The 25,208-nt window shown below is 60.8% G+C and carries 23 protein-coding genes; 1 reads left to right on the top strand and 22 read right to left on the bottom strand.

Translation table 11 applies throughout. The features are described from left to right. Positions 1-470: 470 nt before the first annotated feature. Genes rpsR through rpsF form a run of 3 tightly spaced genes read right to left on the bottom strand, consistent with a single transcriptional unit; the run spans position 471 to position 1,537 of the window. Positions 471-722, bottom strand: coding sequence for a 30S ribosomal protein S18 (gene rpsR / locus KI236_RS09300; protein ID WP_212821383.1), 252 nt, complete (start codon positions 720-722; stop codon positions 471-473). Between the two features lie 46 nt (positions 723-768). Then, positions 769-1,227, bottom strand: a complete 459-nt coding sequence (locus tag KI236_RS09295; RefSeq protein ID WP_212821381.1) for a single-stranded DNA-binding protein — start codon at positions 1,225-1,227, stop codon at positions 769-771. A 13-nt stretch (positions 1,228-1,240) separates the two neighbouring features. Further along, the gene (gene rpsF / locus KI236_RS09290; RefSeq protein WP_212821379.1) at positions 1,241-1,537 is read right to left on the bottom strand and encodes a 30S ribosomal protein S6; all 297 of its coding nucleotides are present in this window, start codon (positions 1,535-1,537) and stop codon (positions 1,241-1,243) included. A gap of 313 nt (positions 1,538-1,850) precedes the next feature. On the opposite strand from rpsF, the gene KI236_RS09285 reads away from it, so the two are divergent. Next, the gene (locus tag KI236_RS09285; RefSeq protein WP_228738136.1) at positions 1,851-2,360 is read left to right on the top strand and encodes a QueT transporter family protein; all 510 of its coding nucleotides are present in this window, start codon (positions 1,851-1,853) and stop codon (positions 2,358-2,360) included. A gap of 272 nt (positions 2,361-2,632) precedes the next feature. On the opposite strand, the gene KI236_RS09280 is transcribed toward KI236_RS09285, so the two are convergent. The 19 genes from KI236_RS09280 to KI236_RS09190 form a co-directional block, all read right to left on the bottom strand. After that, positions 2,633-2,866, bottom strand: coding sequence for a FeoA family protein (locus KI236_RS09280; protein ID WP_212821377.1), 234 nt, complete (start codon positions 2,864-2,866; stop codon positions 2,633-2,635). Between the two features lie 58 nt (positions 2,867-2,924). Next, on the bottom strand, positions 2,925-3,347 hold the full coding sequence (locus KI236_RS09275; protein ID WP_268978137.1) for a cytidine deaminase: 423 nt from the start codon (positions 3,345-3,347) through the stop codon (positions 2,925-2,927). A 14-nt stretch (positions 3,348-3,361) separates the two neighbouring features. After that, positions 3,362-5,248 (bottom strand): ABC transporter ATP-binding protein, encoded by a 1,887-nt coding sequence (locus tag KI236_RS09270; RefSeq protein WP_212821373.1) that lies wholly within the window; start codon positions 5,246-5,248, stop codon positions 3,362-3,364. Then, positions 5,241-6,980 (bottom strand): ABC transporter ATP-binding protein, encoded by a 1,740-nt coding sequence (locus KI236_RS09265; protein ID WP_212821371.1) that lies wholly within the window; start codon positions 6,978-6,980, stop codon positions 5,241-5,243. The genes KI236_RS09270 and KI236_RS09265 overlap by 8 nt, the downstream gene beginning before the upstream one ends. Beyond that, on the bottom strand, positions 6,977-7,435 hold the full coding sequence (locus KI236_RS09260) for a MarR family winged helix-turn-helix transcriptional regulator (RefSeq protein ID WP_212821369.1): 459 nt from the start codon (positions 7,433-7,435) through the stop codon (positions 6,977-6,979). Before KI236_RS09260 ends, KI236_RS09265 begins: the two co-directional genes overlap by 4 nt. 248 nt (positions 7,436-7,683) lie before the next feature. Further along, a complete protein-coding gene (dusB, locus tag KI236_RS09255; RefSeq protein WP_212821367.1) occupies positions 7,684-8,652 on the bottom strand; it encodes a tRNA dihydrouridine synthase DusB in 969 nt (322 codons plus the stop codon). Between the two features lie 168 nt (positions 8,653-8,820). Then, positions 8,821-9,093, bottom strand: coding sequence for a hypothetical protein (locus tag KI236_RS09250; protein ID WP_212821365.1), 273 nt, complete (start codon positions 9,091-9,093; stop codon positions 8,821-8,823). A gap of 389 nt (positions 9,094-9,482) precedes the next feature. Then, positions 9,483-11,462, bottom strand: a complete 1,980-nt coding sequence (locus KI236_RS09245) for a PP2C family serine/threonine-protein phosphatase (RefSeq protein WP_212821363.1) — start codon at positions 11,460-11,462, stop codon at positions 9,483-9,485. Between the two features lie 596 nt (positions 11,463-12,058). Continuing rightward, positions 12,059-12,964, bottom strand: a complete 906-nt coding sequence (gene ribF / locus KI236_RS09240) for a riboflavin biosynthesis protein RibF (RefSeq protein WP_212821361.1) — start codon at positions 12,962-12,964, stop codon at positions 12,059-12,061. Between the two features lie 6 nt (positions 12,965-12,970). Then, positions 12,971-13,840 (bottom strand): tRNA pseudouridine(55) synthase TruB, encoded by an 870-nt coding sequence (truB, locus tag KI236_RS09235; RefSeq protein WP_212821359.1) that lies wholly within the window; start codon positions 13,838-13,840, stop codon positions 12,971-12,973. Positions 13,841-14,060: 220 nt separating this feature from the next. After that, the gene (locus KI236_RS09230) at positions 14,061-15,005 is read right to left on the bottom strand and encodes a DHH family phosphoesterase (RefSeq protein WP_212821357.1); all 945 of its coding nucleotides are present in this window, start codon (positions 15,003-15,005) and stop codon (positions 14,061-14,063) included. Further along, positions 15,002-15,388, bottom strand: a complete 387-nt coding sequence (gene rbfA / locus KI236_RS09225; protein ID WP_212821355.1) for a 30S ribosome-binding factor RbfA — start codon at positions 15,386-15,388, stop codon at positions 15,002-15,004. The genes KI236_RS09230 and rbfA overlap by 4 nt, the downstream gene beginning before the upstream one ends. A 355-nt stretch (positions 15,389-15,743) precedes the next feature. Beyond that, positions 15,744-18,107, bottom strand: a complete 2,364-nt coding sequence (infB, locus tag KI236_RS09220; RefSeq protein ID WP_408059060.1) for a translation initiation factor IF-2 — start codon at positions 18,105-18,107, stop codon at positions 15,744-15,746. A gap of 37 nt (positions 18,108-18,144) precedes the next feature. Continuing rightward, complete coding sequence (locus tag KI236_RS09215) at positions 18,145-18,753, bottom strand: L7Ae/L30e/S12e/Gadd45 family ribosomal protein (RefSeq protein WP_212821354.1); 609 nt, start codon at positions 18,751-18,753, stop codon at positions 18,145-18,147. Positions 18,754-18,755: 2 nt separating this feature from the next. Then, positions 18,756-19,022: an RNase P modulator RnpM gene (gene rnpM, locus KI236_RS09210; RefSeq protein ID WP_212821352.1), complete on the bottom strand. Its 267-nt coding sequence runs from the start codon at positions 19,020-19,022 to the stop codon at positions 18,756-18,758. A 200-nt stretch (positions 19,023-19,222) separates the two neighbouring features. After that, positions 19,223-20,293, bottom strand: coding sequence for a transcription termination factor NusA (gene nusA, locus KI236_RS09205; RefSeq protein ID WP_212821350.1), 1,071 nt, complete (start codon positions 20,291-20,293; stop codon positions 19,223-19,225). A 131-nt stretch (positions 20,294-20,424) separates the two neighbouring features. Then, positions 20,425-20,880 (bottom strand): ribosome maturation factor RimP, encoded by a 456-nt coding sequence (locus tag KI236_RS09200; protein ID WP_212821348.1) that lies wholly within the window; start codon positions 20,878-20,880, stop codon positions 20,425-20,427. Between the two features lie 385 nt (positions 20,881-21,265). Beyond that, positions 21,266-21,529 carry an HPr family phosphocarrier protein gene (locus KI236_RS09195; protein WP_212821346.1) on the bottom strand — a complete coding sequence of 88 codons (264 nt, stop codon included), beginning with the start codon at positions 21,527-21,529 and terminating at the stop codon, positions 21,266-21,268. 244 nt (positions 21,530-21,773) lie between these two features. After that, entirely contained in the window at positions 21,774-24,161 is a 2,388-nt protein-coding gene (locus KI236_RS09190; RefSeq protein ID WP_212821345.1) for an endonuclease MutS2, read from the bottom strand. Positions 24,162-25,208 lie beyond the last annotated feature (1,047 nt).

Here is a 25,208-nt window from a genome sequence, read left to right as displayed (position 1 = left end):
CCCACTGCACCGGGCGGACAGGGTCGTCCGCCCCTACGAAGATCTATCGATAAACGGTGCGTAGGGGCCGATGATCCTGTTGCGGTGCCCAAAATTTCTGCGCTGCCTTACGGCGGACGCTGGAAATTTTGACCGCGGCCACTCGCTCACTTCGCTTCCTCTGCCACTGGCAGCGCTCAGTTCGCTCCCCACATGGGCCCGCCCCACCGCACCATCCTGTCATCCGTAGGGACGGGGTGACCTCACCCCCGACGCCCCGAGTCTCTCCTGACCCCACAGCAAAAAAGAAACCGCCACTCCGACAAGTGACGGTTTCCACTTTGGTAAACTTGTAAAACTACCGGGCTAACCGCTTGCTGCAGCGTCCTTTCTATATCCATTATACCGCCCACACCCATTTGTCAACCCGTTTCCACGAAAAAACAGGCGCACCCATGGGATGCACCTGTTTTGATTTTGTTCTCTCTGCCTTATTCGGTGACGAAGGGCAGCAGGGCGATCTGACGGGCCCGCTTAATGGCCATCGTCAGCTGGCGCTGATGCATAGCGCAGGTGCCGGTGGTGCGGCGGGGCAGAATCTTGGAGCGCTCGCTGATGAAGCGGCGCAGCTTGGCAGCGTCCTTGTAATCAATGTGCTCGCACTTGTCCACGCAGAACTGGCAGACCTTGCGGCGCTTGCGGCTGTTGCCGCGGGGCGCTCTATTTTCGCGTTCCATAGCCATGGAAAAATTCCTCCTTTATAGAATTGGTGTACCCCGGGGGTACAGGTCAGAACGGCAGGTCGCCGTCCTCGTCGTCGATCTCGGAAAAACCGGAGCTCGTGCCGCCCACAGGTGCGGCATAACCGCCGGAGGGGGCACTATAGCCGGCAGCCGGGGCAGCATAGTCGCCGCCGGTGGCGCCGTCGCGCTTGGAGTCGCCGAAATACACATTGTCGGCCACCACCTCCGCGCTGCGGCGGTTGTTGCCGTCCTTGTCCTTCCAGTCCCGGATCTGCAGGCGACCCTCCACAATGGCCATGCGGCCCTTGCTGAAGTACTTGCTCACGAATTCCGCCGTGCTGCGCCAGGCGACCACATCGATGAAATCCGTGCTTCTCTCGCCGTTTTGAGACTTGAAATCCCGATCCACTGCCAGGGAAAATCTGGTCACAGCGGTGCCGTTTTCCAGTCTGCGCAGCTCCGGGTCCCGGGTCAGACGACCCATAATAAAGATCTTGTTCAGCATTTGCGTGCCTCCCTTACTCGTCCTTGCAGACGATCATGGAACGCATAATGCCCTCGGTAATGCCCAGGATACGATCCAGCTCCTTGGGGAACTCGGGCGCGCTGGTGAAGCTCATCAGCACATAGTAACCCTCGGTCTTGTAGTCGATAGCGTAAGCAAGACGACGCTTGCCCCACTCGTCCACGACTACATCGGAACCGTTCTGCTCAGCCAGAGCCTGGAACTTTGCCACCGTGGCGGCAATAGCCTCCTCACCCTGTGCCGGGTCGATGATGTAAACGACCTCATAGTTGGCAGAAATTTTAGCCATACTTTTGCACCTCCTTCTGGTCTTATGGCCCTCACATTCGGTGAGAGCAAGGATTTGCCTGCATAATGCAAGCCTTATTATTTTACCTGATTTTTGTCAAAAGTCAAGGCCTTTTTGTCGCAAACTCCCACTTTTTTTGCAAAAAGCGCCCCTCTAACCCCGATTTCCGCTGCGTCGTTTCTCTTTTTCCCCTTGCATTCTTCCGTTTTTGTGTTATACTACCTCCCGACCGGTTTCCACACCCTGTCCAAGCGCCGATAGGCGTTCGTTCGGCTTCGGCCGTTCTCTAAACAAAAAATGGGAGGATATTACCATGAAAAAATTCACTGTTCAACACCTTGCCACCGCCGCCGTAGTGGGCGCCGCCTATGCGGTGCTGTCTATTTTCGGGTCCGTTTTCGGCGTGACCTTCGGCCCCGTCCAGTGCCGCTTTGCCGAGGCCCTGTGCGTGCTGCCGTTTTTCTTTCCGGAGACGGCAGGGGGGCTGTTTGTCGGCTGCCTCATCACCAACCTTCTCAGTCCTTACGGCCTGCTGGACATCGTCATAGGCTCCCTGACCACACTCTTGGCGGCGGTTTTAACAGCCCGGTGTAAGCGCAAGTGGCTGGCCCCGCTGCCCCCGGTGGTGTGCAACGGTCTGTTGGTGGGCGGGATGCTGGCCTGGGAGCAGGTGGGCTTCACCGATGCCTTCGCCGCCACCTTCGCCCTGAACGCTGCCTCCGTAGCCCTGGGCGAGCTGCTGGCCTGCTACGGCCTGGGCTCTCTGCTTCTGTGGCGGCTGCCCAAAATCTCTTTTTTCAAAAGCCGCATGAGCAAAGCATAAAATAACAAGCCGGGATGTTGCGGTCATGCCGACTTGTTCAGCGTGTCAAAAAAAGCCTCGCAGAGTTTGCCGCCCGCAGGCGGCAAAGAAATAAAATCATTTTCTCTCGCGACATGTGCGTGAGAGAAAATACCTCTCAGGCTGCCAGTGTGGAATTTTGAGCCATGGGCTCAAAATTATGCGCGCAGCAGACTGCAATTCTTTTGTCGGAAAAACCCTCCGGGTTTTTCGACAGTCACAACAAGCCGGGATGTTACGAGCATCCCGGCTTGTTATTTTACTGTTTCGATCTCAATACGCCTGGCATCGGCGCTGCGCAGGGCAATCACCGTCCCCATAACCTCATAGGACACGGCCCCGCCGAAGGGTGCCCTTTGCAGGGCCGTCACCGCCGCGCCGGGAATGAAGCCCAGCTCCATGAGCCGCCGTCTTTTCCCTCCGGAAAAATGCAGCCGGGTAATCACGCCCCTCTGTCCGCTGCCCAGGCAGGAAAGATCGCTCTCCACAGGCACCGCCCTCCTCCGTTCCGGGCTGTGCCATTCTATGCCCGGCTCAGCCCGGGCGTTACAGGTATTCCGGTCCGAAGCTCTCCGGCAGCAGCTCCTTCAAGGCGAAGTGCCGCGCCTCTCCCTTGCCGTTGAGGCAGATGACCTCGATGTCCGGCGCAAACTCCCGCAGCACCTGCCGACAGGTGCCGCAGGGCACGCAGAGCTGTTCGCAGCGGCCGGCGATGGCGATGCGGCGGAAGGAGCGGTGGCCTTCGCTGACCGCCTTGGCGATGGCTGTGCGCTCGGCGCAGATGGTGGGGCCGAAGGCAGCGTTTTCAATGTTGCAGCCGGTATACACCGTGCCGTCGTCGCACTCCAACGCCGCTCCCACGGGGAAGTGGGAGTAGGGCGCATAGGCCATATCCAGCATTTTCACGGCCGTTTGGATGAGTTCCTTTTCCGTCATGTTCTGTTCCTCCTTAAAATTATTATCCTGAATATTTTTGCTTGAAATCAAGAAAGCTCGCTCTGACCGGTGTAGAGCTGATAGTACCGTCCCTTTTGCTTCAAAAGATCCTCGTGGTCCCCCCGCTCGATGATCTCCCCCTGCTCCAGCACCAGGATGGCCTGGGCATTGCGCACGGTGGAGAGCCTGTGGGCGATGACGAACACCGTCCGTCCGGCCATAAGGGAGTCCATGCCCTTTTCAATGAGCTTTTCCGTCCGGGTGTCGATAGAGGAGGTGGCCTCGTCCAGTATCAGCACCGGCGGGTCGGACACCGCCGCCCGGGCAATGGCCAGCAGCTGCCGCTCCCCCTGGCTCAGGCTGCCGCCGTCGCCGGTGATCTGGGTTTCATATCCCTGGGGCAGGTGCCGGATAAAGCCGTCGGCGTTGGCCAGCTTAGCCGCCGCCACAATCTGCTCATCGGTGGCGTCGGGCCGTCCGTAGCGGATGTTCTCGGCCACGGTTCCGGTAAACAGGTGCGTGTCCTGCAGCACCATACCCAGGGACCGGCGCAGAGAGTTTTTCTCAATATTGCGCACATCAATGCCGTCATAGGTGATGGTTCCGGCGTCGATGTCGTAAAAGCGGTTAATAAGGTTCGTAACGGTGGTTTTTCCTGCGCCGGTGGAGCCCACAAAGGCGATCTTCTGCCCGGGCTTGGCGAACAGGCTCACATCGTGCAGCACGGTCTTTTCCTTGGTGTAGCCGAAGTCCACATGGTCAAACCGCACATCGCCCCGCAGCTCCGTCATGGTGCCGTCCGGGGCCTTCCAGGCCCAGCAGCCGGTGCGGTAGGGCACCTCCCGGAGCGTCCCGTCCTTCTTCTCCGCCCGGACCAGCACGGTCTTGCCCTCGTCCGTCTCGGGCTGCTCCTCCATCACGGCGAATACACGCTCTGCGCCGGCCACGGCGGCCAGAATAGTATTCACCTGCTGGCTCATCTGGGCAATGGGCTGGGACACCTGCTTTACATACAGCAGGTACGCCGCCAGGGAGCCGATGTCCCCCACGCCGCCGATAGCCAGCAGGCCGCCCACGCAGCAGGTAACGGCGTAGTCAATGCGGGAGAGGTTGCCCATGGCGGGCATCATGGAGCTGGCGTAGGCCTGGGCGGCGGTGGCCGCCTGGCGATAGCTCTCGTTGAGGGTGTCAAACTGGTCGATGGTCTTTTGCTCGTGGTTAAAGACCTTAATGACCTTTTGTCCCTCGATCATCTCCTCCACATAGCCGTTCACTGCGCCCAGCGCCGCCTGCTGCCGCTGAAAGCTCACCCGGCTGCGCCCGCCGATGGTCTTTACCGTCAGGAGCATCAGCGCCAGGAAGGCAAAGGTGATCAGCGTCAGCACCCAGTTCAGGTACAGCATCATTCCGATGGTCCCCAGGAAGGTCAGGACGCAGGAGATGAGGTTTGCAAAGCTGGAGTTGATCATCTCTGAAATGGTGTCGATGTCGTTGGTAAACCGGCTCATGAGGTCGCCGGACTGGTGGGTGTCAAAGTAGCGCAGGGGCAGGGACTGCATTTTGTTGAAAAGGTCCCGCCTTATGGCCGCCACGGTGTTTTGGGCAATGTGGACCATGAGCCGCGCATAGGCGTAGGAGCACAGGCCCGACAGGGCAAAGGCCCCGCCCAGCAGGCACAGCATCTTGATCAGTCCCGGGAAATCCCCCGGCAGAATATAGTCGTTGATAATGGGCTTGAGCAGGTAACTGGAGAGGATCGACCCTCCGCTGCTCACCACCAGGCACAGGGCCACCAGCACCAGCGCCCCCTTGTAGCGGCCCATATAGCGCAGCAGCTTTTTCACGGTGCCCTTCATGTCCTTGGGCTTCTGGTATCCGTGGCGCTGCCCGCCGCCGGGTCCGTGGGGCCCGGGTCTGCGTTTTGTCTCAGCCATCAATGGCGCCTCCTCCCTGCTGGGATTCATACACTTCTCTGTATATCTCGTTGGTTTTCAGCAGCTCCGTGTGGCTGCCCACGCCGGAAATTTTTCCGTCGTCCAGCACCACAATGATGTCCGCGTCCTGCACAGAGGAAATGCGCTGGGCGATAATGACCTTCGTGGTCCCCGGCAGGGTGGAGCGCAGCCCCTGACGAATGGCCGCATCCGTAGCCGTGTCCACTGCCGAGGTGGAGTCGTCCAGAATCAGTACCTTGGGCCTGCGCAAAATGGCCCGGGCAATGCACAGCCGCTGCTTCTGCCCGCCGGACACATTGGTGCCTCCCTGCTCGATATAGGTGTCGTAGCCATCGGGCATTTTCTCAATGAACTCCTCCGCGCAGGCAATGCGGCAGGCCTGTCGCATCTCCTCCTCGGTGGCGCCTGCATCGCCCCAGCGAAGATTTTCCTTGATGGTGCCGGAGAACAGGGTGTTCTTCTGCAAAACCATGGCGCAGGCGTCTCGCAGCTGCTTCATGGAGTATTCCCGCACATCGTGTCCGCCCACGCGCACACTGCCCCGAGTTGCCTCGTACAGCCGAGGGATCAGACTCACCAGCGTGGTCTTGGCGCTGCCCGTGCCGCCCAGAATGCCCACCGTAGCCCCGGAGGGAATGTCCAGGTCGATGTCCTCCAGGTTCCAAGTCTGGCCGTTGGGATTGTAGCGGAAGTACACATGGTCAAAGCGGATAGAGCCGTCCTCCACCGCCAGAGCCTCCCGGGCCTTTTCATCGGTGATCTGCGGCTCCTCGTTGAGCACCTCCATCACGCGCCTGCCGCAGGCGATGGATCGGGTGAGCATCATCATCACCATGGACACCATCATCAGCGACATGAGAATTTCCGACACATAGGTAAAAAAGGCAATGAGGTCGCCGGAGAGCAGGCTCCCCTCATACACATAGTTGCCGCCGATCCAAAGCACAGCCACAATGGTGCCGCCCATGAGGAGGAAGATCAGCGGCATAAACATCACCACAAATCCAAAGGCCTTTTCCGCCATGCTCTTGAGCTTTTCATTGCGCCCGGCGAATTTCTCCTTTTCCACATCCTCCCGCACGAAGGATTTCACCACCCGGATGGCGTTCAGATCCTCCTGTACCACCAGGTTCAGGTCATCTGTGGCCTTCTGCAGGGAGGTGAAGAACGGCCCCACCTTTCCCAGCACCAGGGCCACCCCCAGCACCAGCAGGGGTATCACCACCAGGAACACCTGGCTCAGCCGTGTACTGATGATGAGGGCCATCACCAGGGCCGTCACCAGCATCACCGGGGCCCGCACCAGCATCCGCATCCCCATCATCAAGGTCATCTGCAGGCTGCTCACATCGTTGGTGAGCCGGGTAATCAGCGAGGCCGTGGAAAAATGCTCAATGTTTGCAAAGGAGAACCTCTGCACCTGCCGATATTCCGCAGCCCGGAGATTGGCGCCGAAGCCCATGCCGGCCTTGGAGGCCAGCACCGCCGCCCCCACGCCCAGTGCCAGGGCCACCAGGGCCATCAGCACCATCTTAAGCCCCGCCATCAAAATATACTCTCTGTCTCCGTTCTGAATGCCGATGTCCACAATGTCGCTCATGACCTGGGGCAGCAGCAGCTCCAGCACGGCCTCCCCCGCCGAGCACAGGATGCCCAGTATAATGAGCCCCCGGTACCCGGCGGTATAGTCGAATAGTTTTTTCTTCTTCATGGATGTTTTTCCTCCGTTTCCCGGGACAAATTCTCAGCCACCCGCACTAAAAAGCTCTGCAGCAGCTTCACCTCATCCTCTGTGAAGCCCCGCTCCGCCTGCCGGTGGACCTCCTCCGTAATGGCGATAAACTCCTGATAAAAGCACCGCCCCTCCTCAGTCAAATGCAGCAGCTTGCACCGTCCGTCCCCGGGAGAAATGCTCCGGGTCAGCAGATGCTTTTCCTCCAGCCGCTCCACGATGCCGTTCACCGTAGGCGGCTTCACCCGCAGAAATTCCTGGAGCTTTTTCTGGGTCACATCCCCCTGCTGCTCATAGAGAAAGGTCAGGGTGCGGCACTGCATAGGCGACACATCGTACCCCCGCAGCTTGCGCACCATCAGCTTCATCATCTGGTGGTCACAGTATCCCAGCAGCGGGCCGAAATGCTCCTGCTGTGCGTCACAGCACTTCACGGTCCATCCCTCCTTTTTATAAATTTAGCGTGCTAACTTTTAGAGGACTAAATATTACCACGCATTTTTTGAATATGCAATAGGCATTTTGTCCCATTCTTGTAAACAATTTATGAATCCTGTCCCTGCGCCGTTGACAATTCCCCCTCCATCCTGTAAGTTAAACCTGTACATAGTGTTTTTCTCTCCTCTTCTTAAAAAACAGGCGGCAGCCCCACCCCGGGCCGGCCGTCTGTTTTCCTTTTTCCCTACCGCAGATCCCGCTTGATCCCCTCCGTGATCCGCGTCACATCCTCCAGGGTGTTCATCCGCACGATCTGCTCCTTGTAATAGTTGGCATGGGCCACGCCCTTTAGATACCAGGCGTACTGCTTCCGTGCCTCCAAAATGGCAATATGCTCCCCCTTGTCCTGGGCGGCCCAGTGAATTTGCCGCACCGCCGTGTCGCATCTTTCATCCAGCGGCGGCAGGGGCGGGATCTCCCGGCCCTCCAGAGCCGCCAGAGCCTGCTGAAACAGCCACGGATTGCCGAAGGCTCCCCGCCCGATCATGGCAAAGTCCGCCCCGGTGAACTGCAAAATCTTCACCGCATCCTCCGCCGAAAAAATATCCCCATTGGCCATCACCGGAATGGATACCGCCTGCTTCACCTGGCGGATGGTTACCCAGTCGGCGGCCCCGGCGTACATCTGCGCCCGGGTGCGCCCGTGGACGGCCACGGCGGCCACCCCCACCTGCTCCAGCATTTTCGCCAAGGCCACGGCGTTGATACTGCCCTTGTCCCAGCCCCGGCGCATCTTCACCGTCACCGGCACCTTTACGGCCTTTACCACCGCCTCCGCGATCCGCGCCGCCTTCTCCGGGTCCTTCATCAGGGCCGAGCCGTCGCCGTTCCCGACGACCTTTCCCACCGGGCAGCCCATGTTGATGTCAAGGATGTCCGCCCCGCTGATTTCCAGGGCGATCTGCGCCGCCTCGGCCATGCAAACCGGGTCGCTGCCGAATATTTGTGCGCTGACCGGATGCTCTCCGGGCCCCAGCTTCAGCAGGCCCCGGCTTTTTCTGTCCTGGTAGCACAGGGCCTTGGCGCTGACCATTTCCGTCACCGTCAGCCCGGCCCCCAGCTCCCGGCACACCCGGCGAAAGGCCAGGTCCGTCACCCCCGCCATAGGGGCCAGCACCAGGGGATTGGGGATGAACACATCGCCTATATACATTGCGTTTCCTCGCTTTTTTCAGATTTTATCCCAGTATACCACAGAATTCTCCCGCCGAAAAGTAAAAAAGCCGGGCGACCCCAGGCCGCCCGTAAGTGAGGAGAAAAAATGATGAAAAAAGCAAATTATCAGCCCACCGAAAAGCCTTGCCGGGTTTTTCGGCAGCCTCTACAAAAGCGCCGCCGCCAGCCATACAAGGCCCATGAGCCCGCCGCCCAAAATGGCGGCAATGATCGGGGACAGGCGGTGGCGTTTCGGGGGCGGCAGGCCCTGGGTACGGGTGTAGCTCTTGGCGATGCGCACCGCCTGGTCCACAAGCTGCCGGGAAGAAACGCCGTCCTCCCCCAACACATCGTTGCGCAGAATAAAGATCGCCTGATCGAAAACGCGGGGGTCGGGAGACTCCACAACAATGACCCGCCTGGAAATACCCTTGACCAAAACCTAAGCCCTCCTTCAATGTGGATCGGATAGTCTCAGTATGGGCAAGGAACCTGGAAATTATACACTCGAAATCCATCAAAAACGCAGCGTGTCGAAAATGCCTTTTCACCCCGCTGCCGGGCTTGCACTGCATTCCTTGCAATGTGTCATTGCGAGACCAGTTCGCAAACTGGTCGTGGCAATCCGCATCCCCCGTCCCCTCGTCCCTCTTGCCTAAAGGGGGCTGGCACGGCAAAGCCGTGCCTGGGGGATTCCTCACCGCACCGCACCTCTTATAACCCGTCCGTAGGGCGGCGGGCTGAGGGCAGCCCGCCGCCCTACGAAATTCTATCGTTAAACGCTTCGTAGGGGCCGATGATCCTGTTGCCTTGCCCCGCAAGGCCCCCTCACACTGCCGTGCTTCGGTTCTCCCCCGCAAGGGGCAGGTGCAGCACCATCACGGCGCAGTCGTCCCCCAGGCCCTTGCGGCACCGGGATTCCTCCAATATCAGCGCCGCCAGCTCCCGGGCGTCCGTCCCGGTGAAGCCTGCCAGCAGGTTCAGCAGCCACTCGTCGCAGCTCTGATCGGCTATACCGTCGCTGACCAGCACCAGAAAATCCCCGCCCTGAAGGGGCACGCTCACCCGGTCCGGGGGCAGGGGTGAATCGGATAGGCCCGTGGGCGGTGCATCGGAGCGAAACCGCCGCACGGTGCCTCCGTGCTTGAGGTAGGACGGTGCCGCCCCGCACTTGTAAAGCTGCACCGTACCGCTGCGCCGCTGCATCACCGCCAGGTCCACCGTGGAAAAGCCCCCGCAGCTCTCCCCCCGCAGTTTCATAGCCGCGTTGAGGGTTTTCAGCGCCGGGCCGGGCCGAATCCCCGCCTCCAGAAATTGCCGCAGCAGCCGCACAGTCATGGCCGCCTCCCGGTGGGCCTCCTGGCCGCTGCCCATGCCGTCGCACAGCAGCAGGTACACCTCATCTCCCACCTCGAAGTGGTCCACCTGATCCCCGCACAGATGCTCCCCGCTCCGGGGCCGCAGGGAGGTGCTGACCCGGTAGCCGATGCTGTCTCCGCCCGACACCGGCACCGCCGCCTGATCCAGCAGCTCTGACAGGCAGGCGTACTGCTCCTTGGCGCTGCTCCGGGCCTCCTGTAATTGTCGGTGAAACTGCCTGCGCAGGAGATAGTCGTGGGTCTGGCGGTCAATGGCCTGCAAGAGGGCCGGGAAATGCACACACCGAGAGGAAAAATGCAGGGGAAAATCCTGGGCCTCCGCCCGTCCCCGCTTCATAAGCTCCGGGCAGGCGTCGTTAAAGGCGCTGTAAGTGTCGCTGTAGCGGCTCTGCCAGCAATCGGTGCGCAGCACGCATCCGCTGCAAACCTCTTGGGCCGCCCGGTCAAAAATCACCGCCGGATTCTCCGGCGGCCGGGGCTGCTGTCCCCGGAAAAAGCTGTCATAGAGGGCTCGCAGAGCCGCCGCAGGCCGGGCATAGGGCGCCGCCGCAGGCTCCGGCGTGTTTTCTGCCCGCTTCCCGGCGGCGTAGAGCCCCGGCAGGATTTTTTTTGGCAGAAGTGCATAGATGCCTGCCCCCGCTCCGCACTCCCACAGGGTCACCGGCAGAACATCCGCCCCAAAGAGTAGCGCCAGTCCCCCGCTGACGGCGGCGGCGCACAGGCCGCACACCCCCCGGGGCAGCCGCCGCAAAAGGCCGCTCACCGCACCACCGGCTCCGTAAATCAGCGCCAAAAGCACCACCGGCTCCGTAGCTGTCAGGTCAGCCAATAGGCCCAGGCAGCCCCCCAGGGCCGCACACTGGGACACGCTGCACCCCCGTCCCGCCGCCAGCAGCAGGGCCATCAGCGCCACCCGCCCCAGGGAAAAGCCGTAGGCCGATACCGGCAGCAGCGCCAGAGCCAGGCCGCACAGAAATCCCCAGTTCTCCAGCTTCCGCTCCCGCAGCCACGCGGCCCCTGCCGCTGCCGCCCCGGCGCACAGGGCCAAAAGCCAGCTTGAGGCGCTGCGTCCCAGCAAATAAATGCTCTGCACCAGCAGAAAGAATACCGCCGTGCAAGCCGGCCTGAAATACGGCTTTTTGTACACCGCCGTGTCGTAGAGCGCCGTGTTGGCGGCAAAAATAAGGATGGCCGCCGCCGCACACCGCAGCCCCGACTGGAAATCCATAAATACAAATGCGCCCCCGGCCACACCCAGCACAGCCCCCAGGCCCGCCAGCCGTATTCCGGCCACCGCCACAGCGGCCAGGGCAAAGGGGGCATAAAGTCCCGCCACCTGTCCGCCGCACAGCAAAAAGCCCAGCAGGGGCCATTTCACTGCCGCCGCCAGCTTCCGCGCCTCCGGCGGCAGAGCCCGTCCTTTTTTCACGCGATCCCCTCCTTTGTCTCCCCCATTGTAGACGGCAACCCGGAAGAAAAAAGTCGGGAAATCACCGAATCCCCCTGTCTCAAAAAATTTTCGTCAGGAAAAATAACGAAATGCAAAATTTCGTAGGGGCCGGCGGTTGCCCACCGTCGTGCCAACCGATTCCCGGTCACTGTCGTGTCCGCCAATCGGGGCACTTCCTCGAAACCGCCTCGCTTCTTCTGCCACTGGCAGCGCTTCGCCGATTTCCCCGACGACCCGTTTTGCTGCGCCCCTTGTAACCCCTCCGTAGGGGCCGATGCCTACATCGGCCCGCCCGACCTTGCCCCGCACTTCTTGTAACCCTCCGTAGGGGCCGATGCCTACATCGGCCCGCCCGACCTTATGCCGCCCCCCGGCAGGGCACACGGGCCCTGCCCTACAAGGTGTTTCGTTATCGGGGACGGGCGGACAGGGTCGTCCGCCCCTACAAACCGCTCCGTAGGGGCGACCCTTGCGGTCGCCCGCCCACCTATCCCCTTTTTCCCTTTAATTTCCCTCTCCCCGCAAAAAAACAGCGGGGCTTACGCCCCGCCGCTTCATACCATATTCTCTCCGCCTCACTCCACGCCGTTTTCCTCAAAATACGCCCGTGTCTGGCGGATATTTTTCTGTATCTCCTCCCGCAAAGCCTCCAGGGAGTCAAATTTCACCTCGCCCCGCAGCCGCTTGCAGAATTCCAGCCGAATGTCCTGCCCATAGAGATCCCCGTCAAAGTCCAGCAGAAATGTCTCCACGGACACCGCCTCCCCCCGGCTCACGGTGGGCCGGGTGCCCACATTGGTCACCCCGGCGCAGCTCCGCCCGTCCGGCAGATACACCCGGCTCACATACACGCCGAATTTCGGCGTCAGCACATGCTCCGGCACTGTAAGGTTCACCGTGGGAATGCCGATGGTCCGGCCCAGCCGCTGGCCGTGGCCCACGGTCTGGGTCATGCAGTGGCGGTGTCCCAAAAACCGCGCCGCCGTCTCCACATCGCCGCTCTCCACCAATTCGCGGATGTAGGTGGAGCTGACGGTGATGCCGTCCACCTCCACCTTGGGGATAATGTCGCACCCCAGGCCCAGCTCCCGGCACTTCTCCTGCAAAAGCTGGGGCGTCCCCTGGTTTTTGTGTCCGAAGCGGTGGTCGTGTCCGGCCACCAGATGCACGGCGTGCATATCCCGCACCAGCTTCTGCTCCACAAAGGCGTCCCAGGGCAAGGTCATCATCTCTCGGTCAAAGGGCGCCAGAATGATCCGCTCTATGCCGTACAGGCGCTTCACCAACCCCCGCCGGTCCTCCGGCGAGTTAATGAGCAGCACAGGCTTTCCCGTGACCACCTCCTTAGGCGGGCGGTCAAAGGTAAATACCACCGGCTCTGCGCCCAGCTCCCGGGCCCGCTGCACGGTCTTTTCCAGCAGGGCCCCGTGGCCCCGATGCACCCCGTCAAAAAAGCCCAGGGCAATGACTGTCTGGTTCAAAATCTCTCACGCTCCGAAAAAGTTTTTCAGGGAGGTCATGGTGTCCCCCTGTAAGCGGCTCAGGCAGAGGAACTCCCCCTCCCGGCCGTAAATGCGGTATTCGCCCTCCGGCAAATTTTCCCGAATGAAAAAGGGATTACCGTTGCGGCACCGCTCCTCCTGCTTCTCTGTTTTCAGCCGATAATCAGGCCGGTCCCGAAACAGGCTGTCCGTAGGCCGCAGCAGCGCTTCGCCGCCCTCCTGCATCTGCTCCAGGGTCACGCTCTCATCCAATGTGAATCCGGCGGCCATGGTACGCCGCAGGGAGAACATACATCCCCCGCAGCCCAGAGCCTGTCCGATGTCGTGGCACAAGGTCCGCACATAAGTCCCCTTAGAGCAGCGAATACGCAGAATATAGTCCGTTTCGGACACCTGCTCCACCACCTCCAGGGCAAAAATCGTCACCGCCCGGGCCTTGCGCTCCACCTCCTTGCCTTGCCTTGCCAAATCATAGAGCTTCTGCCCGTTTATTTTAATGGCGGAAAACATCGGCGGGATTTGGCTGATTTCCCCGGTAAACCGGGGCAGCACCGCCTCCAGCTCTTCCCTCCTCACCGCAACGGGAGATTGGGTCAGGGTCTCACCCTCCGTGTCCTGGGTGTTGGTGACGAGTCCCAGGCGCAGCCCGGCCACATATTCCTTCTCCCCGCCCTCAGCGAAGCTGACGGCCCGGGTGGCCCGGCCCACAAACACCGGCAGCACCCCGGTGGCCATAGGGTCCAGGGTCCCGGCGTGGCCGATTTTTTTTGTTTTCAAGATCCCCCGCAGCTTCGCGCACACATCCATCGATGTCCACCCGGCAGGCTTGTCAATAATGATGATACCATTTGCCATACAGGCACTCCTTTTCTCTGTGTGTGCGCATCGCACCAAGTGGTGCGTACAAGCGTTTTCCCATAGGGAAAACCTTGCCGCAGGCGGAATTCACTTCCGCCGAGGAATTAAAATCCGTGCGAGGGCCCCCACAAAATGCTCCGTCATTTTGTGGGGACGGGCACACATCCATCGATGTCCACCCGGCGGGCTTGTCAATAATGATGATACCATTTGCCATTTATTCGCCCACCACCATGTCGATGGCTTGCAAAACAGCCTGTTTAGCCTCTTTGAGGGTGCCGCTGAGGGTAGCCCCCGCCGCCGCCGCGTGTCCGCCGCCGCCCAGCAGGGCGCACACTTCCGTTGCGTTGACCCGAGGCCCGGTGCGCAGGGAGATCTTCACCTTCCCCGGCTCCAGCTCCCGGAGCGTCACGCCGCAGTCGGTACCCGCCACCAGAGCCGCCAGGCTGGACAGCTCCTCCACATCCGCCTCGGTTGCCTTATAGTCCAGGCACAGGGACAGGGGGATCTGCATAATCACCACCCGGTCGTTGTCGTAGTATTCCGCCCACTCCGCCATCCAGGCCTCCATGGCCAGACGGGTGCGGCTCTTGGTGCGAAACAGCGCCTTGTTCACCCCAGCCACGGCAATACCCGTGTCTATCAGGGCCGCCGCCACCTGATGGGTGTGGGCCGTGGTGTTGGCGTATACGAAGCATCCGGTATCCGTGGAAACGGCCACATACAGCGGCAAAGCGATCTCCGCCGTCATGGGCGTCAAAAGGCCCACGATCTCATAAATAATCTCCCCGCAGGCCGCCATTTCCGCCAGCACGCAGCTCTCCTTGGCAAAGCCCTCGTTGGAGGGATGATGGTCGATGGCTAGGTCAATGCGCGAGGCGTATTTCTTGGCGTTCTCCGGCAGCAGCCCCAGGGCCGCAATATCCACCGACACCACGAAATCCGGCTCGAAGCCCTCCTCCGCCCAGTAGGGTGCGGCATAGCACGCATAGGTCTCCGTGATGCCCGGATTCGGCAGCAGATAGGCGGTCTTGCCCAGATCCCGCAGGGCTCGGCACAGGGCGGCGGCGGAGCCGATGGTGTCCCCGTCCGGGCGCACATGGGTCAGCAGCAGCACCCGGTCCATGGTTTGCAGCAGAGCTGCGGTCTCCTGAATGGTCATTTTATATCCTCCGGCAGCACGATGTTCTCATTTTCGGGGTTAGCGGGCTTCACATGGTTCAGCATATCCAGAATATGGGCCCCGTAAGCAATGGAGTCGTCGGCGATGAACTGCAGCTCCGGGGTGTAGCGCAGGTCCACCCGGCTGCCCAGCTCCCGGCGCAGGAAGCCCGCCGCGGATTTAAGCCCGCGCATCAGCTCCTTTTCGTCCTTGCAGTTCAGGGCGCTGACATAGACCCGGCACTGGCGCAGGTCGGGGGTGGTGTCCACATGGGTGATGGTGAGCATAGCCTCCGCCACCCGGGGATCCTTCACCGTCCGCAGCAGCGCCGAAAGCTCCTTGCGAATTTCCTCGTTAATGCGTCCGATACGATTGGATGCCATAGTACACTCCTTTCAATAACTGGCGAAAAAACTTCGTTTTTTGCCAAGAGAATTGCAGTCTGATTTTCTAAAAAACGGGGCGGGCGAAACGCCCGCCCCTCGGCTTAATTACTGTGTTCCGAAAAAACTGTCATTTCCTTTACTGCGGAATTTCCTCCATAGTAAAGGCCTCGATAATATCGCCTGTCCCCATGAAACGGGGTTTCATGGGGGCCCCGGATCAAATCCTCTTTGGCAGAAGTGAATTCCACCAAAGCAAGGTTTTGCTTTGCAAAACACTTGTACGCACTTTGTGCGGCGCAGCCGTGCTGCGCAGGAAGGCGACCGGGGTTATTCCTGTCTCGGCAGCTTTTCCTTACTGCGGAATTTCCTCCATAGTAAAGGCCTCGATAATGTCGCCTTCCTTAATATCATTGAACTTCTCAATGGTCATGCCGCACTCGTAGCCGGAGGCGACCTCCTTCACCTGGTCCTTAAACCGCTGCAGGGAGGCCAGCACGCCCTCGTGAATAACGATACCGTCGCGCACCAGACGCACCTGGCAGTCCTTGCGCTGGATCTTGCCGTCCTGGACATAGCAGCCCGCCACGGTGCCCACGCCAGAGACCTTGTAGGTCTGGCGCACCTCGGCGTGGCCCAGCAGGGCCTCCCGATACTTGGGGGCCAGCATACCCTTCATAGCGGCCTCGATCTCATTGATGGCGTCGTAAATGACCCGGTACATCCGCATATCCACATTGGCCCGGGCCGCGCTCTCCCGCGCCGCCGCGTCAGGCCGCACATTGAAGCCCACGATGATAGCCTGGGAGGTGGAGGCCAGCATCACATCGGATTCGTTGATGGCGCCCACGCCGCCGTGGATCACCCGCACTCGCACCTCGTCGTTGGAGAGCTTCTCCAGAGATGCCTTCACAGCCTCCACGCTGCCCTGAACATCGGCCTTGACAATGAGGTTCAGATTCTTCATCTCGCCCGCCTGGATCTGGCTGAACAGATCCTCCAGGGACACCTTGCTCACCGGAGCGTTTGCCTTGGCCTTTTCCTCGGCCTTGCGCTGCTCCACCAGCTCCCGGGCCAGCTTTTCGTCGGCCACGGCGTTGAAGGTGGCGCCGGCGGAGGGAGCCTCCGAAAGGCCCGTAATTTCCACAGGCACCGAGGGTCCGGCGGAGTTGATCTTCTGTCCCTTGTCGCTGACCATGGCCCGCACCCGGCCTACGCTGGTGCCGGCGATGATAATGTCGCCCTGGTGCAGGGTTCCGTTCTGCACCAGCAGGGTGGCCACGGGGCCCCGGCCCTTATCGAGCCTTGCCTCGATAACCGTACCCTGGGCGGCGCGGTTGGGGTTGGCCTTCAGCTCGCCCACCTCAGCGGTAAGAACGAGCATTTCCAGCAGATTGTCCACGCCCATGCCCGTCTTGGCGGAGATGGGGCACACAATGGTCTCGCCGCCCCACTCCTCGCACACCAGGCCGTACTCGGTGAGCTGCTGCTTGATGCGCTCGGGGTTGGCCTCGGGCTTATCCATCTTGTTGATGGCCACGATGATGGGGATCCCCGCGGCCTTGGCATGGTTGATGGACTCCACGGTCTGGGGCATGATGCCGTCCTCGGCAGCCACCACCAGAATGGCGATGTCCGTGACCATGGCGCCCCGGGCGCGCATGGAGGTAAAGGCCTCGTGGCCCGGAGTATCCAGGAAGGTGATGGGCTTTCCGTTTACCATCACCTGGTAAGCGCCGATATGCTGGGTAATGCCGCCGGCCTCGCCGCTGGCCACATGGGCGTTGCGGATGTAGTCAAGCAAACTGGTCTTGCCGTGGTCTACATGGCCCATAACCACCACCACCGGGGCCCGGGGCACCAGATCCTCGGCCTTATCCTCGTGGTCGTCAATGAGCTTTTCCTCGATGGTAACGACGACTTCTTTCTCTACCTTGCAGCCCATTTCCTCAGCGATAATGGCGGCGGTGTCGAAGTCGATCATCTGGCTCAGGGAAGCCATAACGCCGTTTTTCATCAGGCACTTGACCACCTCGGCGCCGGTCTTTTTCATCCGGCTGGCCAGCTCGCCCACGCTGATCTCGTCGGGGATCTGCACGGTAACGGGGGTCTTTTTAATAACCTCCAGCCGCAGGCGGCGCAGACGGTCTGCCTCCTCCTGCTTGCGCTTGTTGCTTACAAAGTTGCCGTCCCGCCGCTGCTTGCTGTTGCGGAACTTCTCCTTGCCCTGGGTCTGCTGCTGGTCCCGGCGACCGCCGCCGGTGCGGCTGTCGGCCATGTCCTGCAGCTTTTCATCGTACTTGGCAAGGTTAATGTTGGTGGCCTTGCTGGTGTCCACCACCTTGGTCTTGGGCACCCGGCTCATGGGCTGGCCGGACTGCTGGACCGGCTTCGCCTCCGGCTTTTTCTGGGCAGGCTCCGCCTTGGGAGCCGGGGCCTTGCCCTGCTCCTTCTTCGGCTCTGCCTTCTTCTCCGGGGCCGGCTCCGCCTTCTTCTCGGCAGGCTTCATCCCCTCGGCGAAGATCACCTGGATGCCCGATACCGGGTTGTGCTGGGTCAGATACTCAAAGATCAGTGACAGCTCTCTGTCCTCCAGCACCTGCATGTGGTTTTTGGGGGTCTGCGCATACTGCGTCAAAATCTCCGTGATCTGCTTGGTGGGCAGGCCGAAGTCCTTGGCCACCTCATGCACTCTGTATTTGTTCCCTATATTACCCAAATAAAGCCACCTCCATATTGTGATGCTTAGTTTACGATTACTTGCGTTCGGAGCCCTTGCCCTTTTTCACCGGGCGACTTCCCTCAAACCGGGCCCGCGCCTGGGATTTCTGACGGCTCCTGGCCGCCGCGCTGCGCTCCCTCTTGCCTGGCCGGGACGGCTTCTTCTCCCGCTCACGCCGCTCCTCTTTCTCCGGCGGCGCGGCCTTTTCCGGGGGCTTCGGCGGACGCTTTTTTCCCATGCGCACATTTTTCTCGTGGGCCAGCTGCTCCAGCTTCCGCTCCCGGGCCCGCTGGGCCTTCACAGCCATACGCTCGGCGGCGCTTCCAAAGCGCTGCGGGTCCAGCGCCGCCAGCTTTTTCGCAATGGCGTCGGCAAAGCCCATGTCCGTAATGGCTGCCATAGCGCAGCTTGTGCGCCCCAAGGCCCTTCCCAGCTCCTCCTTAGAGGCCGGAATCACCAGGCACAGGCAGCTCCCGGTATTGGCAAAGCTCATGGCCCGGCGCACGGAGCTGGCCGCCGCGTCTCCGGCCACCAGGATGATCCGCGCCTTTTTGGCCCGGGCCGCAGAGCCCACCGGCTCCTCGCCGATCTCCACCCGGCCCGCCTTGTGGGCCAGGCCGATCATAGATAAAATCTTCTCCATGCTCAGCCCTCGATCTGCGCCTGCAGCGCCTCATAAATATCCGGGCCGATGGCCGCCTCAAAGGCCCGCTCCAGGGCCCGGGACTTCCGGGCCTTTTGCAGGCACTCGGCATTGGGGCAAATGTACGCCCCCCGGCCGGACTTCTTGCCGGTAGCGTCCACGCAAATCTCCCCCTCCGGGGTTTTCACGATGCGCACCAGCGCCTTTTTATCCTTCATGGTGCGGCACCCCACACACTGCCGCTGGGGAATTTTCCGCTGCTTCTGCATGGCGTACCTCCCTTAATTTTACTGGCGAAAAAACTTTGTTTTTTCTGCCAAAAGGTTCGCAGTCTGCTGCGCGCATAATTTTTGCGCCGTGCGCAAAAATTCCACACTGGCAGACTGAGCGGTATTTTCTCTCACGCGCATGTCGCGAGAGAAAATGATCTCAATTTTTCGCGTCTGCGGACGCGAACTCTGCGAGGCTATTACTCCGCCGCTTCCTCCTCGTGATAAGAAGCGGGCTTAATGTCGATCTTGCAGCCGGTGAGCCGGGCGGCCAGACGGGCGTTCTGCCCCTCCTTGCCGATGGCCAGACTCAGCTGGTCGTCGGGAACAATGGCCCGGCAGGCCTTGCCGTCCTCCGACATGGTCACGCTGATGACATCCGCCGGAGCCAAGGCGGCGGCCACAAACTCCGCCGGATCCTCGCTAAAGGGCACAATGTCGATCTTCTCCCCGTGGAGCTCCTCCACAATGGCGTTCACCCGCTGACCCCGGGGGCCCACGCAGGCGCCGATGGGGTCCACATTCTCATCGGAGGACCACACCGCCATCTTCGTGCGGCTGCCCGCCTCCCGGGCGATGGAGCGAATTTCCACCGTACCGTCGAAAATCTCCGGCACCTCCAGCTCAAACAGCCGCTTCACCAGCCCCGGATGGGTCCGGGAAATGAGCATCTGGGGCCCCCGGGTGCCCCGGCGGACCTCCACCAGATACACCTTCAGCTTCTGGCCCTCGTAGTACTCCTCGCCGCTGACCTGCTCGCCCAGCAGCAGCACCGCATCAGAGGCGTCTGCGCCGGTGCCCAGGCGGACGGTGGCATTGCCGGTCCGGGGGTCCACCCGCACCACGGTGCCGGTGAGGATCTCATGCTGCTTGGAGTTGTACTCGTCATAGATCATGCCATGCTCGGCCTCCCGCAGGCCCTGGATGATCACCTGCTTGCCGTTTCCGGCGGCGATGCGTCCGAAGTCCACATTCTTCACCGGGAAGCGCACGGTGTCGCCCACATGGTACTTGGCGGAGATAGCCTTGGCCTCCTCGGCGGAGATCTCGGCGGCGGGGTTCTCCACCTCCTCCACCACGGTCTTTTCCACGAACATCTTCAGGTCGCGCTTTTCCTCGTTCACATCCACCACCACATTTTCCACATCCTCGTGGTCACGCTTGTAGGCGGTAACAAGGGCCTGCACGATTTTTTCCATCATAAAGTCCTGGGGGATGCCCCGCTCCTTCTCCAGCAGCGCCAGCGCGGCAAAGATCTCGTCACATTTCATAGCTGAATCTCCTGTTCTGTATTAGAAAAATCTTTAATAACAAAATTATACTATTAAAAAATAGTGTACATTAAAAAAGCCTCGCAGAGTTTGCGCCCGCAGGCGCAGAAAGATGAAGTTTTTTCGCCCGGTCAGAATACGACCCGCAGCCGCACCATAGCGACCTCGTTTTTCTCAAACCGCAGCTCCTTCGTGCCCATTTCCAGCACCACCGCGCCGCCTTCATACCCCTTCAGCACCCCGGCGAACTCCTTGCGTCCGTCGCGGTTTTGATAGGTTTTCAGCAGCACGGGACTGCCCATAAACTCCTCAAAGTCTCCGGGCCGCTTCAGCTGCCGCTCGGCCCCGGCGGAGGAAACCTCAAAGATGTAGCTGCCCTCGATGGGGTCCGCCGCATCCAGCAGGTCGCTGACCTTCCGGCTGACATTTTCGCAGTCCAGGATGTCCACGCCGCCGTCCTTATCCAGGTACAGCCGCAGATACCACTGCCCGGCCTCCCGCACATACTCCGTGTCCCAAAGCCGGCATCCGAACTCCTCCACCACGGGCGCAGCCAGCTCCGCCACGATCTCGGTCACTTTTTTCATCGAAAACCCTCGCATTTCCGCAATTTTAAGGTTTGGATTTTAGCCAACAAAAAGAGCGGACCGGGAAGTCCACTCTGCGAAACACATACCTTACTGCTTATACTATAACATATCCCGCCCTGCAATGCAAGCCTTTTTTATAAAGTAAAATAAGATAAAATGCCCCGCGCCTCTTGTTAAAGCACCGTAGGGGACGATGATCCTGTTGCGGTGCCCAAAATTTTTGCGCTGCCTTACGGCTGCCGCTTAAAATTTTGACCGCAGCCACTCGCTCCTCTCGCTTCATCCGCCACCGGCGGCGCTCGATTCTCTCCCCACATCGTCCCGCCTTACCGCCTTAACAAAAAACGAAGCGACCGAAGCCGCTTCGTTTTTTCGCTTGTTCTTATTCGCCGAAGTTGCCGTTAATCAGCTCCGTCAGGGCCTCCACAGCCTCTTTTTCATCGGAGCCGTCGGCAATGAGGGTGATGGTGGTGCCGCCCACGATGCCCAGGCTCAGAACGCCCAGCAGGCTCTTGGCGTTTACGCGGCGCTCGTCCTTTTCCACCCAGATGCCGCACTTGAACTCATTGGCCTTCTGAATGAAATAAGTAGCAGGTCTGGCGTGCAGGCCCACCTCATTGTTCACGGTGACTTCCTGTGTATACATATGCTCTTCTCCTCTGTACACTGCAAGTAGGTGAAAAAAAGATTCTCAACCACCTATAATTATACGGAAAGAGCCCGGAAATGCAATGGCAAAAACCACAAAAAAAGTGGCAAAACCTGTCCAAACCCTGTAAAAAATCTACTTTTCCCGCAAGATAAGCCCATTCCGTTTCCCGAAAATCGTTCCGTCCCCTGTAAAACTCCGTCTCTACCGGGGTGTCCTGCCTTCCTTCGCGCCCTTGCGCTCACTTCAGCTCCACCACCGTCACGCCGGCCTCGCCCTCACCGTAGCGGCCCAGGCGGAAGCTCTTGACCGCCTTGCTGCGCTTGAGTATTTCATGCACCGCCTTGCGCAGGGCCCCGGTGCCCTTGCCGTGGATAATGGTCACCGTCTCCAGCTTCGCCATCACTGCGGCGTCCAGGTAGTTTTCCACCACGCTCTCGGCCTCCAGGGTCTCGTAGCCCCTTATGTCCAGCTCCGAGGAGGCCCGCCGCTCCAGGTGCAGGGTGGGTGCGGTCCCCGCCTTGGGCACCGCCGCCTGCTTTTTCGCCTGGGGCTGACCCTCAATCAGCCGTACCTGCCCGGGCTTAGCGGTCATTTTCATCTTGCCCGCCTGCAGCACCAGGCTCCCGTCGCCGTTCACCTGCACCACCGTGGCGGCGGTGTGCACACCGGGCAGCTCCACCCGGTCTCCGGCCGCAATGGGCCGGGACGGGGTCTCCGGCTCCGGGGTCTCCTCCCGCAGATGCAGGGCCTCCTGGGCGGCGTTCATGTGCTTCCTGGCCGACACCTTTGCGTCGTTGATAGCCTGGAAATCCGCCTGCTGCTGCATTTTCCTGCGCAGCTCGTCCAGCTCCGCGAATATCTCGTCCACCTGCTGCTGGGCCTGCCGCACAATGCGGCGCGCCTCGTTTTCGCCCTTGCTCCGGGCGTTCTCCTTGGCCTTTTCCATCTGCTCCCGGAAGGTCCGGGCCTTCCGGGCATCCTCCTGGCTCTGCTGCCACAGCCGGTCCGCCTCAGCCTGGGCCTTTTCCAGCCGCTGCCGCTTCTCCTCCAGCTGGGTCAGCACATCCTCAAAGCGGATGGATTCGCTGTCCATCTGGGCCTTGGCGGCGGCAATAACCTCCTCGTCCAGGCCCAGTCGCCGGGAAATAGCAAAGGCGTTGGACTTGCCGGGAATGCCGATGAGCAGCCGGTAGGTAGGCCGCAGGGTGGCCACATCGAACTCGCAGCTGGCATTTTCCACCCCCGCCGTGGTCATGGCAAAGGTTTTCATCTCCGCGTAATGGGTGGTGGCGGCGATGAGTGACCCCTTGCTGCGCCCGTTTTGAATGATGGCAATGGCCAAGGCCGCCCCCTCCACCGGGTCGGTGCCCGCCCCCAGCTCGTCAAAGAGCAGGAGGCTGTTCTCGTCCGCCTGACGCAGAATTTCCACGGTGTTGGACATATGCGCCGAGAAGGTGGACAGGCTCTGCTCAATGCTCTGCTCATCCCCCACATCCGCCAGCACCCGGTCAAAGACCCGCAGCCTGCACCCGTCGTCGGCGGGGATCTGCAGCCCGCACTGGGCCATCAGTGTCAGCAGCCCGATGGTTTTCAGCGTCACGGTTTTGCCGCCGGTGTTGGGGCCCGTAATAACCAGGGTATCATAGGAATTGCCCAGCTCCAGGGAGATAGGCACCGCCTTGGCCTGGTCCAGCAGCGGATGCCTTGCCCGGCGCAGCACGATGCCGCCCCTCCGGGCCAAAATAGGCTTGGCTGCGTTCATCCGGTAGCTCAGCTGTCCCCTTGCAAAGATCACATCCAGATGCACCAGGATGTCGTAGTCGTAGAGAATGTTCATCATCTGGGCCGCGCACTCCCCGGAGAGGATGCGCAAAATGCGGTCGATCTCCTTCTCCTCCCGGGCCTGCAGCTCCTTCAGCTCGTTGTTGGCCTGCACCACGCCCATAGGCTCCACAAACAGCGTAGCCCCGGAGGAGGAGATGTCATGGACCAGTCCCGGGATGCTCCCCTTGCACTCGGCCTTCACCGGCACCACAAACCGCCCGTCCCGCTGGGTAATGAGGGCCTCCTGCAAAACCTTGGCATAGGAGGGAGAGGAAATGATACGCTGCAAAATCTGCCGGCCCTTGCTGGCCGCCAGGCGCATCTTGCGGCGAATGTCGGCAAGCTCCGGACTGGCGGAGTCGGCAATGGTCTCCTCGTCCAGAATCGCCCCGCGAATTTTGTCCTCTAAAAATTTGTTGGTGTGCAGGGCGGAGAACAGGTGGTCCAGCACGGTTTTCTCTCCCTGCCGGTCCCGGTCGTATTCCGCAACCCGGCGGGAGGCCGTCAGCAGGTCTGCCACATCCAAAAGCTCCCTTGTGTTCAGCACCCCGCCGTGGTCAGCCCGGTTCAGTGCCCGGGACACATCCTTCACCCCCGAAAAGCTGGGACTGCCGTAAAGCCCCAGCCGTTCCCGGGCGCTCTGGGTCTCCTCCTGAAGCCGCACAGCCTCCTCCAGCTGGCACACCGGCGAAAGTCCCCGGCACTTCTCCTTGGCCGCGTCACTCACCGCCAGGGAAGCCAGCATCTCCAAAACCACCGGCAGCTCCAGCGTCCGTATGGATTTTTCAAATAATGTATTCATAAATATTCCTCTTTTGCCCCGGAAATATAAATTTTCCTATGTAAATAAAGCCAAAATGATCCCGTAGAGTCGTCCGTCCCTACAAGCCGTTCCGTAGGGGCCGATGCCCACATCGGCCCGCCGTACCGCGCCCTCTTGTAATCCTCCGTAGGGGCGACCCTTGCGGTCGCCCGCCCATTGCACCCCTTGTAACGCTTCCGTAGGGGCGGACGCCCCTGTCCGCCCGCCGGGTTTGTACCGCATTTCTTATAATGTGTCATTGCGAGGGCGCAAGGCGCCCGTGGCAATCCGCATCCCCCGCCCCCTCGGCCCCCTTGCCTAAAGGGGGCTGTCACGGCGAAGCCGTGACTGGGGGATTCTTCACCTCACCACGCCTCTTGCAACGCTTTCGTAGGGGCGGGGTTCTCTTGCCCACCGTCGTGCCAACCGATTCCCGGCCACTGTCGCGGCCGCCAATCGGGGCACTTCCTCGAAATCGCCTCGCTGCATCCGCCACTGGCGGCGCTTCGCCGATTTCCCCGCCCGTTCTTCCGCGCCCCTTGTAACGGACGCGGGGCGATGTGGGCATCGCCCTCTACGAAATCCTATCGGTAAACACTCCGTAGGGGCCGATGCCCACATCGGCCCGCCGTACCGCGCCCTCTTGTAACCCCCCGTAGGGGCGACCCTTGCGGTCGCCCGCCCATTGCACCCCTTGTAACCCCTCCGTAGGGGCGGACGCCCCTGTCCGCCCGCCCGGGCTTGCACAAATTTCCTTGTCATCCGTAGGGGCCGATGCCTACATCGGCCCGCCGTACCGTGCCCTCTTGTAACCCTCCGTAGGGGCGACCCTTGCGGTCGCCCGCCCATTGCACCTCTTGTTGCGCTTTCGTAGGGGCCGGCGGTTGCCCACCGTCGTGCCAACCGATTCCCGGTCACTGTCGTGTCCGCCAATCGGGGCACTTCCTCGAAACCGGCTCGCTTCATCTGCCACTGGCAGCGCTTCGCCGATTTCCCCGACGGCCCGAACCGAATTTTTCCCGCACCCACGGCAGGGCACACGGGCCC

This window comes from Vescimonas fastidiosa (genome assembly GCF_018326305.1).
Taxonomy (GTDB): Bacteria; Bacillota; Clostridia; order Oscillospirales; family Oscillospiraceae; genus Vescimonas; species Vescimonas fastidiosa.
Note: the sequence above shows the minus strand (reverse complement) of the source record. Positions and strands in the feature narration are given on the sequence as shown.

Bases quoted from the DNA above. Each gene is read 5' to 3' on its own strand.
- KI236_RS09230 (WP_212821357.1), bottom strand. From the start codon at position 15,005: ATGACCATTCAGGAGACCGCAGCTCTGCTGCAAACCATGGACCGGGTG.
- KI236_RS09285 (WP_228738136.1), top strand. From the start codon at position 1,851: ATGAAAAAATTCACTGTTCAACACCTTGCCACCGCCGCCGTAGTGGGC.
- KI236_RS09195 (WP_212821346.1), bottom strand. From the start codon at position 21,529: ATGTATACACAGGAAGTCACCGTGAACAATGAGGTGGGCCTGCACGCC.
- dusB (WP_212821367.1), bottom strand. From the start codon at position 8,652: ATGTATATAGGCGATGTGTTCATCCCCAATCCCCTGGTGCTGGCCCCT.
- nusA (WP_212821350.1), bottom strand. From the start codon at position 20,293: ATGAAATGTGACGAGATCTTTGCCGCGCTGGCGCTGCTGGAGAAGGAG.
- KI236_RS09215 (WP_212821354.1), bottom strand. From the start codon at position 18,753: ATGGAGAAGATTTTATCTATGATCGGCCTGGCCCACAAGGCGGGCCGG.
- rpsR (WP_212821383.1), bottom strand. From the start codon at position 722: ATGGCTATGGAACGCGAAAATAGAGCGCCCCGCGGCAACAGCCGCAAG.
- KI236_RS09265 (WP_212821371.1), bottom strand. From the start codon at position 6,980: ATGAAGAAGAAAAAACTATTCGACTATACCGCCGGGTACCGGGGGCTC.
- rbfA (WP_212821355.1), bottom strand. From the start codon at position 15,388: ATGGCATCCAATCGTATCGGACGCATTAACGAGGAAATTCGCAAGGAG.
- truB (WP_212821359.1), bottom strand. From the start codon at position 13,840: ATGGCAAATGGTATCATCATTATTGACAAGCCTGCCGGGTGGACATCG.
- rnpM (WP_212821352.1), bottom strand. From the start codon at position 19,022: ATGCAGAAGCAGCGGAAAATTCCCCAGCGGCAGTGTGTGGGGTGCCGC.
- KI236_RS09295 (WP_212821381.1), bottom strand. From the start codon at position 1,227: ATGCTGAACAAGATCTTTATTATGGGTCGTCTGACCCGGGACCCGGAG.
- KI236_RS09200 (WP_212821348.1), bottom strand. From the start codon at position 20,880: ATGAAAAAAGTGACCGAGATCGTGGCGGAGCTGGCTGCGCCCGTGGTG.
- KI236_RS09270 (WP_212821373.1), bottom strand. From the start codon at position 5,248: ATGGCTGAGACAAAACGCAGACCCGGGCCCCACGGACCCGGCGGCGGG.
- KI236_RS09190 (WP_212821345.1), bottom strand. From the start codon at position 24,161: ATGAATACATTATTTGAAAAATCCATACGGACGCTGGAGCTGCCGGTG.
- rpsF (WP_212821379.1), bottom strand. From the start codon at position 1,537: ATGGCTAAAATTTCTGCCAACTATGAGGTCGTTTACATCATCGACCCG.